Here is a 7660-nt window from a genome sequence, read left to right on the forward strand (position 1 = left end):
ATGCACGCCGCTCCCGGTGTCGGCCTCGCGGCGCCGCAGGTGGGCGTGCCCCTGCGGATTGCGGTGATCGAGGACCCTGCGCCGGTGCCGGAGGAGGTGCGGCTGGCGCGAGGGCGGGTGCCGCAGCCGTTCCGGGTGCTGGTGAATCCGTCGTACGAGCCCGTCGGCGCCGGGCGTACCGCGTTCTTCGAGGGCTGTCTGAGCGTGCCGGGCTGGCAGGCGGTGGTGGCCCGGCACGCTCAGGTGCGGCTGACGGGCGCGGACGAGCACGGCCGCGCGGTGGACGAGCTGTTCGAGGGCTGGCCCGCGCGGATCGTGCAGCACGAGACGGACCACCTGGACGGCGTGCTGTACCTCGACCGGGCCGAACTGCGCTCGCTGTCGTCGAACACGGCGGTGGCAGAGCGCTGGGCGCGGCCGACACCGGACGAGGCGGCGCGGGAGCTGGGTTTCGAACTCCCGGATTGAGCCCGGGGGTTCGGCGCACGCTCCCGCCACCGCAGCACGTCAGCTGTCCCGGTATCCCTCCAGCAGCCGCAGCCACACCTCGCTGACCGTCGGATACGACGGCACCGCATGCCAGAGCCTGCTCACCGGTACCTCCCCGGCGACCGCGATGCTCGCCGAGTGGATGAGTTCGCCGACGCCGGGGCCGACGAAGGTGACACCGCGGAGGATCTCGCGCTCCAGGTCGACCACCATCCGGGCGCGGCCGCGGTAGCCGTCGGCGTACAGGCCCGCTCCGGCGACCGAGGAGAACTCGACGTCGACGGCGCGGACGCGGTGGCCGGCCTGTTCCGCCTCCGCCAGCGAGAGTCCGACGGACGCGGCCTCCGGGTCGGTGAACACGACCTGCGGGACGGCGCCGTGGTCGGCGGTGGCGGTGTGTGCACCCCAGGGTTCGGATTCGAGGACGGACCCGCCGGAGGCGCGGGCGGCGATGGCTGCGCCCGCTATGCGGGCCTGGTACTTGCCCTGGTGGGTGAGGAGGGCCCGGTGGTTGACGTCGCCGACCGCGTACAGCCAGTCCGTGCCGGTCACCCGGAGGCTGTCGTCGACCGGCAGCCAGGAGCCGGGTTCCAGGCCGACGGCGTCGAGACCGATGTCGTCGGTGCGCGGGGCGCGGCCGGTGGCGAAGAGGATCTCGTCGGCCTCGAGGCGGTCGCCGCTGTCGGTGACGGCGACGACGGTGCCGTTCTCGCGGGTCACCGACGTGACGGAGGTGCCGGTGCGGACATCGGCGCCCGCCTCGGTGAGCGCCTCGGCGACGAGTTCGCCGGCGAACGGCTCCATGCGGGACAGCAGGCCCTTGCCGCGGACGAGGACGGTCACCTGGGAGCCGAGGGCCTGCCAGGCGGTGGCCATCTCGGTGGCGACGACACCTCCGCCGACGACGATCAGCCGGCCGGGGACGACCTGGGAGCTCGTCGCCTCCCGGCTGGTCCACGGTCCGACGTCCGCGAGGCCCGGCAGCCCGGGCAGCTGGGCGCGGCTGCCGGTGCAGACGGCGACGGCGTGCCGGGCGGTGAGGGTGTGCCGCACCCCGTCGGTGCCGGTCACCACGACCGTGCGCGGCCCGGCGAGCCGCCCGTGCCCGCGGTAGAGGTCGGCCCCGATGCCGTCGAGCCACCGGACCTGGCCGTCGTCCTTCCAGTGGGAGGTGTACTCGTCCCGGCGGGCGAGCACCGCGGGCGCGTCGAGGGGGCCCTGCACCGCCTGTCGCAGACCCGGGAGGCGGCGGGCGTCGGCGCGGGCGAGGACCGGGCGCAGCAGCGCCTTGCTGGGCATGCAGGCCCAGTACGAGCATTCGCCGCCGACGAGTTCGCCCTCCACGACCGCGGTGGACAGCCCGGCCGCGCGGGTGCGGTCGGCGACGTTCTCCCCCACGGGCCCGGCACCGAGCACCACGACGTCATAAGCGATGGATTCCGTTTCCGTCATGGGGTCAGTCTGGTGGGTGGTGTGGCGTGAGGCCACATGGGTACGCACGCCGGTACGTGCCCGCCGGGCGTACGGAATACGTCACGGTCCGGCCGTGTTGTGCCGACGGCTTTGCCCCCACCCCAGGAAGAGGGATTCACGCCATGAGCCACACCGTGGAGCTCACCAAGGAGAACTTCGACCAGACGGTCACGGACAACGAGTTCGTCCTGATCGATTTCTGGGCGTCCTGGTGCGGGCCGTGCCGGCAGTTCGCCCCGGTCTACGAGAAGGCGGCGGAGGACAACCCCGACCTGGTCTTCGGCAAGGTGGACACCGAGGCGCAGCCGGAACTGGCCGCAGCGTTCGGTATCCAGTCCATCCCGACGCTGATGATCGTCCGGGACCGGGTCGCGGTCTTCGCGCAGCCGGGTGCGCTTCCCGAGGCGGCCCTGACCGACGTCATCGGCCAGGCCCGCAAGCTCGACATGGACGAGGTCCGCAAGGCCGTGGCCGAGCAGCAGGCCCAGCAGGGCGGCGACCAGTAGGGCACACGCATCCCGTCGGCCATGCCTAGAACGGGTACTCCGGCACGTCACCGCGCACCGTCGTCCAGCGCACGTCGGTGAAGGCCTCCAGGTTGGCCTCGCCGCCGAAGCGGGCGCCGGTGCCGGACGCGGCGACCCCGCCGAAGGGCGCCACGGCCTCGTCGTTCACGGTCTGGTCGTTGATGTGGACGATGCCGGTCGGGATCCGCTCGGCCAGTTCGAGGCCGCGGGCCGCGTCGCGGGTGACGATACCGAGGGAGAGGCCGTATGGGCTGCGCCCGGCGAGGGCGGCCGCCTCCTCGGCGGTCCTGAAGGACCGCACGGGCGCGACCGGGCCGAACACCTCCTCCGTGTAGGCGGGGGTGTCGTCGTGGACGCCGGCGAGGACGGTCGGCCGGTAGAAGAGGCGCTCGTACGTGCCGCCCGCGGCCAGCCGGGCTCCGTCGGCGGTGCTCGACTCGACCAGGCCGTGCACCTTGGCCAGCTGGGTGGAGTCGATGACCGGGCCGAGGTGCACCTGCTCGCGGAGCGGATCGCCGACCGCGAGTGAGTCCGCCTTGGCGGCGAGGCGCTCGACATACTCCTCGTACAGCGACTGGTGCACCAGGTGGCGGCCGGTCGTCATGCAGATCTGGCCCTGGTGGAAGAACGAGCCCCATGCGGCCGTGGAGATCACCGTGTCGAGGTCGGCGTCGTCGAGCACGATGAGGGCGGAGTTGCCGCCCAGTTCCAGGTGGGCGCGCTTGAGGTGGCGTCCGGCGGCCTCGCCGACCGCCCGGCCCGCCTCGGTCGAGCCGGTGAAGGAGATGACCGGCACCCGCGGATCGGTGACCAGGGCCCGGCCCGTGTCCGGGCCGCCCGGCAGCACATGCAGCAGCCCCTCGGGCAGGCCCGCCTCGGCGAGGACCGCGGCGAGGGCGACTCCGCCGCACACGGCGGTGCGCGGATCCGGTTTCAGGACGACGGCGTTGCCGAGCGCGAGGGCCGGTGCGACGGAGCGGATGGCCAGGATCAGCGGCGCGTTGAACGGGGCGATCACGCCCACGACGCCCACCGGGACCCGCCGTGTGTACGACAGTCGGGGCGCCTCGCTGGGCAGGACCTGACCGGCCGGGCGGGAGGCGAGCGCGGCGGCCTCGTAGCACTCCTGGGCGGCGACGTGGAGTTCGAAGTCGGCCTTGCCGGGGATGGAGCCGGACTCGCGGACGATCCACTCGCGCAGTTCGTCGGCGTGCTCGGTGAACAGGTCACCGGCCCGGCGGAGCACTCCGGCGCGCACGAGGTACGGAAGGCGCCCCCACTCCCCCTGGGCGTCGTGGGCGGCCTCGGCAGCGGCTGAGACGTCCTGCGCGGTCGCGAGGGCGAGGGTGCCGAGCGGCTCGCCGGTGGCCGGCTCGATGACGGCGTACTCGGGTCCCGACAGGGTGCGGGACTGCCAGGTCCCGGGGTCGAGCAATGGCATGACGGCTCTCCGTTCGGTCACCGGCGCCCCCGTGCGGCTGAGCCCGCACCATGCTAGGCGCTCCGCTGGAAGTCCGGTACGCCACCCGCGGGTGCGTCGTGGCTGGTCGCGCCCACGGCGGAGCCGCATATCGACACAGCCCCGCGCCCCTTTCGGGCACTGCCGACCACAACCGACTTCGCCGAGCCCGCTTGGTCACCCCGTACGGGGCATGCCTGGCCGTACGCGCCCGTCAGCTAGAGTCGCGGTGCACCACCGCGGCCCCCAGTACCTCGCGGTGTTCGGGCTCGGCGCCCGGGTTGCGTAACGCGTGGTCGACCGGCTCGGCGAGTTCCCTGCCGGACGGCAGCTCGATGTGGACCGTGCTCAGCCGGGGCCGCAGCAGCCGGCCGAGCATCAGGTCGTCGGCGCCGATCACCGCCGTGTCCTCGGGGATGCACACGCCCTCGTCCTGCAGGGCGCGCATCAGCAGCATCGCGTATTCGTCGTTGTAGGCGAAGACCGCGTCGAGGCCCAGGGTGTGCCAGCGCGCGGCGAGGCGGGCGGCGGCCTCCTCCTCGTGGGCGAGGGGCAGCTCGGTCAGGACGGCGTCCGTGCCGTGCAGGGCCCGGCGTGCTCCGTCGAGGCGGGGCCTCGAGTAGATCTCGAGGCCGGGCTCCTCGGGGACGACGACGCCGATGCGGCGCCGGCCGCCGGCGTACAGATGAGCGGCGGCGACCTGGCCGACGGCGGCGTGGTCCATGAGCAGGGCGTGTGCGCCCTCGACGGCCTCGGGGCCGAGGGTCACCACGGCGCGAGCGCCGGAGCGCTTGAGTACCGCCACGCCCTGTGGACCGAGGCTCGAGCCGGGTACCAGGACGGCGACCGGCCGCAGCTCGGCCCAGGCGCGGGCGGCTTCGTCACCGTGCAGGCCCAGGGTGCCGTGCTGGACGACCGTGTAGTCGAGCCGGCTGAGGGCCCACTGGAGTTCGTTGATGAACTGGCTGTACAGCGGGCCGACGGGGATGGTCGGGGACGGCATGAGGACCATCCGACTGTGCCCGGCGCGCAGACTGCGGGCCGCCGCGTGCGGTACGTATCCGAGTTCCTTCGCGGCCGCGTGCACGCGGCGGCGCGTGGGCTCGCTGATCCGCACAGCGCTGGTGTTGTTCAGGACGTAGGAGACGGTCGCGCGCGAGACGCCGGCCAGCCGGGCCACGTCGGCGCTCGTGGGCACGGAGCGCTGGGCGGGCAGCGCGGACGCGGGAGTGTTCGGTATCTGCACCATTGCGTACGCATCTTGGCAGAGGCGGCAGCCGGGGCCACGGGCGGGGGGACGTCGTCCCTCGTTGAACGAACTTGCTCGCCTCAGCCGGGCGGTTCGGTCCGCGTCACCCGGGCGACCAGATCGATCCACCCGGCCTCGAGCCGCTCCAGCGGCATCCCGCACTGCTTCGTCAGGTGATGGATCACCGCGGGATCGAGATATCCCATGAGGGTCTGCGCGAGCAGTTCGCAGTCCGCGTCCGGGACCGCCTGCCGCAGCAGCAGGACGACGTGCCCGTGCAGCAGACGCCGCGCCGGGTGGGTGAACCGGCGGTCGGGGCCGCTTTCGGCCGCGAGCTGGAGGTCCAGCTCTTCCACCGCCCGGCGCAGCGCGGCGCAGCCGAATGCGCGCAGCCGCTCGACCGGCGACGCGCCGGGCCCCAGAGGCGGGGGCCCGCTGAGGAACGCGGCCTGGAACTTCTTCTCGGAGTGGTCGAGCAGTGCCGTGAGCAGGCCGACGCGGTCCCCGAAGCGGCGGAAGACCGTCCCCTTGCCCACCGCGGCGGCCGCGGCCACCGCCTCCATCGTCACCGCGGATGCGCCGTGCTCGGCGACCAGCCGGCCGGCCGCCTCCAGCAGCCGTGCGCGGTTGCGCGCCGCGTCGGCCCGCAGGCACGGCTCCTCTTCGGGCGTGCCGAGTTCGAGCAACTCCGGTGCGTCGATGGGTTCCTGCTGCTCCGGGATGGGCGGGAGGGAGGCGGACATGAAGACAGAGTAAAGCACCGGGAAGAAACTGGACCACGGTCCGGTTATGGTGCTACAAAAGCAACCGGACCTCGGTCCGGATATCTCAGTCGCGATTCACCTCGGGAGTTCCCCATGTCCGTACGCATCCTCGCGCTCGTCGGCAGCCTCCGCGCCGGTTCGCACAACCGCCAGCTCGCCGAGGCGGCCGTCAAGGTCGCTCCCGAGGGCGCCGACGTCCAGCTCTTCGAGGGCCTGGCCGACATCCCCTTCTACAACGAGGACATCGACGTCGAGGGCAGCGTCCCGGCGTCCGCCGCCCGCCTGCGCGAGGCCGCGGCCACCGCCGATGCGCTGCTGCTCTTCACCCCCGAGTACAACGGCACCATCCCGGCCGTCCTGAAGAACGCCATCGACTGGCTGTCCCGCCCGTACGGCGCCGGCGCGATCACCGGTAAGCCGGTCGCCGTGGTCGGCACCGCCTTCGGCCAGTACGGCGGTGTCTGGGCGCAGGACGAGACCCGCAAGGCCGTGGGCATCGCCGGCGGCAAGGTGCTGGAGGACGTCAAGCTCTCCATCCCCGGTTCCGTGACCCGCTTCGCCGAGACCCACCCGGCCGACGACTCCGAGGTCGCCGCCCAGCTCACCGAGGTCATCGCCCGGGTGCACGGCCACGGCAGCGAGCAGGCCGCGGCCTGACCCGCCGAGGGGGCCGGAAACCGGCCCCCTCGCCGTCCCACCCCGTCGGCCGGCCGCTCGCCCAGGCCGTCCGACGAGGCCCGGCGACGCGGCAGGGGACACTCGCCGGCTTCCGGGAAGACGAAAAACGTTCAACCGTACGACGCCCTGACAACATCTCTGCCAGGGTGGGCGGATGCAGACCCTTTACCGACGACTGCTCAGGTTGATGCCCCGGCTGGGGCTACAGGTGACCGACCTCGGACCGGGGACCGCGGTGGTGTCCCGGCGCGGACGGCGGGCCCGGATCCCGCTCGGCCCGGGGGCGGATCTGCTGGTCAGGGATGACGGCCGGTACTCGGTGTCGGACGCCGGCAAGGACACCTGGCTCGTGCTGGGCGGCAAGGCCCGTACGGCAGCCGGTCCCACCCCGGAATGGACCGGCATCCCCCTGGGCGACACCGGCGCGCGACTCCTTCTCGACCGGCGGGCCGACGCGGACGAGCGCAGGATCCAGCTGGCGGCGGCCGAGTACCTGTGCGCCCAGCACGTGGCCGCAATGCTCGAACTGTACGGCGTGAACTGCGTCTTCGACGTCGGCGCCAACACCGGACAGTACGCCCGCCGCCTGCGCCGGCTCGGCTACACCGGGCGCATCGTCTCCTTCGAGCCCACCGCGGACGCCTTCGCCCGGCTCAGCAAGGCCGCCCGGGACGACCCCGACTGGCAGGTCCACCACTGCGGTCTCGGCCGCGAGGACACCGTCACGTCCATCCACACCGGCTGGAAGACCATGAACTCGCTGCTTCCGCCCAGCGACTACGGCCGCGACCGCTACCGCCGGTTCGCCACGACCCGTACGGAAGAGATCGAGATCCGGCGGCTGGACGGCGTGATGGAGCAGGCCCTCTCCGGCATCGAGGAGCCGCGCCCCTATCTGAAGATGGACACCCAGGGCTACGACCTGGAGGTCTTCGCCGGTGCGGGCGCCCGCATCGCCGACTTCGTGGGCCTGCAGTCGGAGGTCGCCGTGCTGCGGCTGTACGAGGGCAGCCCGCCGATG

General features: G+C 73.0%; 8 protein-coding genes. 4 read left to right on the forward strand and 4 right to left on the reverse strand.

The annotated features are described in order from the left end of the window. A partial coding sequence (locus tag ACTWQJ_RS42240; RefSeq protein ID WP_443311721.1) for a peptide deformylase occupies positions 1–468 on the forward strand: 468 nt, incomplete at its 5' end. Between the two features lie 39 nt (positions 469–507). Here ACTWQJ_RS42240 and ACTWQJ_RS42245 read toward each other — a convergent pair. Next, a complete protein-coding gene (locus ACTWQJ_RS42245; protein WP_443311722.1) occupies positions 508–1941 on the reverse strand; it encodes a dihydrolipoyl dehydrogenase family protein in 1434 nt (477 codons plus the stop codon). Positions 1942–2084: 143 nt separating this feature from the next. On the opposite strand from ACTWQJ_RS42245, the gene trxA reads away from it, so the two are divergent. Then, a complete protein-coding gene (gene trxA / locus ACTWQJ_RS42250) occupies positions 2085–2468 on the forward strand; it encodes a thioredoxin (protein ID WP_443311723.1) in 384 nt (127 codons plus the stop codon). 25 nt (positions 2469–2493) lie between these two features. Here trxA and ACTWQJ_RS42255 read toward each other — a convergent pair whose 3' ends face one another. From ACTWQJ_RS42255 to ACTWQJ_RS42265, 3 genes are all read right to left on the reverse strand, one after another. Then, positions 2494–3930, reverse strand: coding sequence for a benzaldehyde dehydrogenase (locus ACTWQJ_RS42255; protein ID WP_443311724.1), 1437 nt, complete (start codon positions 3928–3930; stop codon positions 2494–2496). A gap of 232 nt (positions 3931–4162) precedes the next feature. Further along, a complete protein-coding gene (locus tag ACTWQJ_RS42260; protein WP_443311725.1) occupies positions 4163–5197 on the reverse strand; it encodes a LacI family DNA-binding transcriptional regulator in 1035 nt (344 codons plus the stop codon). 80 nt (positions 5198–5277) lie between these two features. Further along, complete coding sequence (locus tag ACTWQJ_RS42265; protein WP_443311726.1) at positions 5278–5940, reverse strand: TetR/AcrR family transcriptional regulator; 663 nt, start codon at positions 5938–5940, stop codon at positions 5278–5280. 114 nt (positions 5941–6054) lie between these two features. Between ACTWQJ_RS42265 and ACTWQJ_RS42270 the strand changes: the two genes are divergently transcribed. Then, the gene (locus ACTWQJ_RS42270; RefSeq protein ID WP_443311727.1) at positions 6055–6618 is read left to right on the forward strand and encodes an NAD(P)H-dependent oxidoreductase; all 564 of its coding nucleotides are present in this window, start codon (positions 6055–6057) and stop codon (positions 6616–6618) included. A gap of 175 nt (positions 6619–6793) precedes the next feature. Continuing rightward, a partial coding sequence (locus tag ACTWQJ_RS42275; protein WP_443311728.1) for an FkbM family methyltransferase occupies positions 6794–7660 on the forward strand: 867 nt, incomplete at its 3' end.

The sequence above is a fragment of the Streptomyces sp. KR55 genome (assembly GCF_052245645.1).
Taxonomy (GTDB): domain Bacteria; phylum Actinomycetota; class Actinomycetes; order Streptomycetales; family Streptomycetaceae; genus Streptomyces; species Streptomyces flavusporus.